The sequence below is a fragment of the Dolichospermum sp. LEGE 00246 genome, assembly GCF_015207865.1.
In the GTDB taxonomy this organism is placed as follows: Bacteria; Cyanobacteriota; Cyanobacteriia; order Cyanobacteriales; family Nostocaceae; genus Dolichospermum; species Dolichospermum heterosporum.
The window spans coordinates 1-1,421 of the sequence record NZ_JADEWA010000736.1 but is presented as its reverse complement, the minus strand read 5'-3'; the positions used below and the strand labels follow the sequence as shown (position 1 = coordinate 1,421).

The 1,421-nt window shown below is 41.4% G+C and carries 1 protein-coding gene; it reads right to left on the bottom strand.

The annotated features are described in order from the left end of the window. Positions 1-413: 413 nt before the first annotated feature. Complete coding sequence (gene argB / locus IQ228_RS26020; RefSeq protein WP_027400611.1) at positions 414-1,310, bottom strand: acetylglutamate kinase; 897 nt, start codon at positions 1,308-1,310, stop codon at positions 414-416. Positions 1,311-1,421: the final 111 nt, after the last annotated feature.

Sequence of the window (1,421 nt, the reverse complement as noted above, 5' to 3'; positions counted from 1 at the left end):
AAGTAAACTAAAGTTTACTAAACGATTTTAAAATTTTTGAGCTAAATTTAGTCATCTTCAGATGACTTAAGCTATTAGACAGGGAATTGATTCCCTGGCTGCCGGGCTATGGGTTTTACTTAAGTTCCGGGCTAATAGCCAAAGTAAACTAAAGTTTACTAAACGATTTTAAAATTTTTGAGCTAAATTTAGTCATCTTCAGATGACTTAAGCTATTAGACAGGGAATTGATTCCCTGGCGGGCTATGGGTTTTACTTAAGTTCCGGGCTAATAGCCAAAGTAAACTAAAGGTTACTAAAAAATTTTAAAATTTTGGGGCTAAATTTAGTCATCTTTAGATGACTTAAGCTATTAGACAGGGAATTGATTCCCTGGCTGCCGGGCTATGGGTTTTACTTGTCCCCCATTCCGATTATTGTCTCGACTGATGAGAACCCAGAATCATTGTTCCAATCCCCACATCTGTAAATACTTCTAACAATAAGGCATGAGGAATGCGTCCATCAATTATATGTGAAGCTTTGACTCCTTGGGCAAGCGATCGCACACAACAATTCACTTTCGGAATCATCCCCCCACTGACTACACCATCAGCAATTAATTGTCGCGCCTCCCGAATATCCACCTTGGGAATTAAGGTAGAAGGGTCTTTATAATCTCTTAAAATTCCTCTCGTATCAGTCAGCAAAATTAGCTTTTCCGCCCCCAAAGCAGCGGCTATTTCCCCCGCTACCGTATCCGCATTAATATTATAAGCCTGTCCAGTTTCATCCGCCGCCACGCTGGAAACCACCGGAATATAGCCATTACTCGCAAGTGTTTCTAAAATTTTGATATTGACATTACTCACTTCCCCCACAAAGCCAATCCCCTCATCACCTTGAGGACGAGCCGTAATTAAGTTACCATCCTTACCGCAAAGTCCTACAGCCATTCCCCCAGCTTGGTTAATCAAAGCCACAATTTCCTTATTCACCCGCCCAACCAACACCATTTCTACCACATCCATCGTTGGTGCATCAGTTACGCGCAAACCATTTTTAAACTGTGCTTCAATTCCTAATTTACCTAACCAACTATTAATTTCTGGTCCACCACCATGCACTAAAATAGGTCGCAAGCCGACGCAAGATAAAAACACCACATCACGAATAACTTTATCCTTAAGAGAGCTATCCTTCATCGCTGCGCCACCGTATTTAACCACAACGGTACGACCGGCAAATTGTTGAATGTAAGGTAGTGCTTCGCTGAGAATTTCTACGCGATTAGCTTCAGCTTGCCTGATATATTCAGTATCATTAATCATGTTATTACCCAAGTTGCTAGTTATATAGTTTATTGGATAACTAGCAACAAGAGTTAATAACCTGTTGTGATCATAGCAGGGGCAGGGGGCAGGGGGCAGGCCTTTGATATT

Coding starts and splice junctions, on each gene's coding strand:
- argB (WP_027400611.1), bottom strand. CDS start 1,310: ATGATTAATGATACTGAATATATCAGGCAAGCTGAAGCTAATCGCGTA.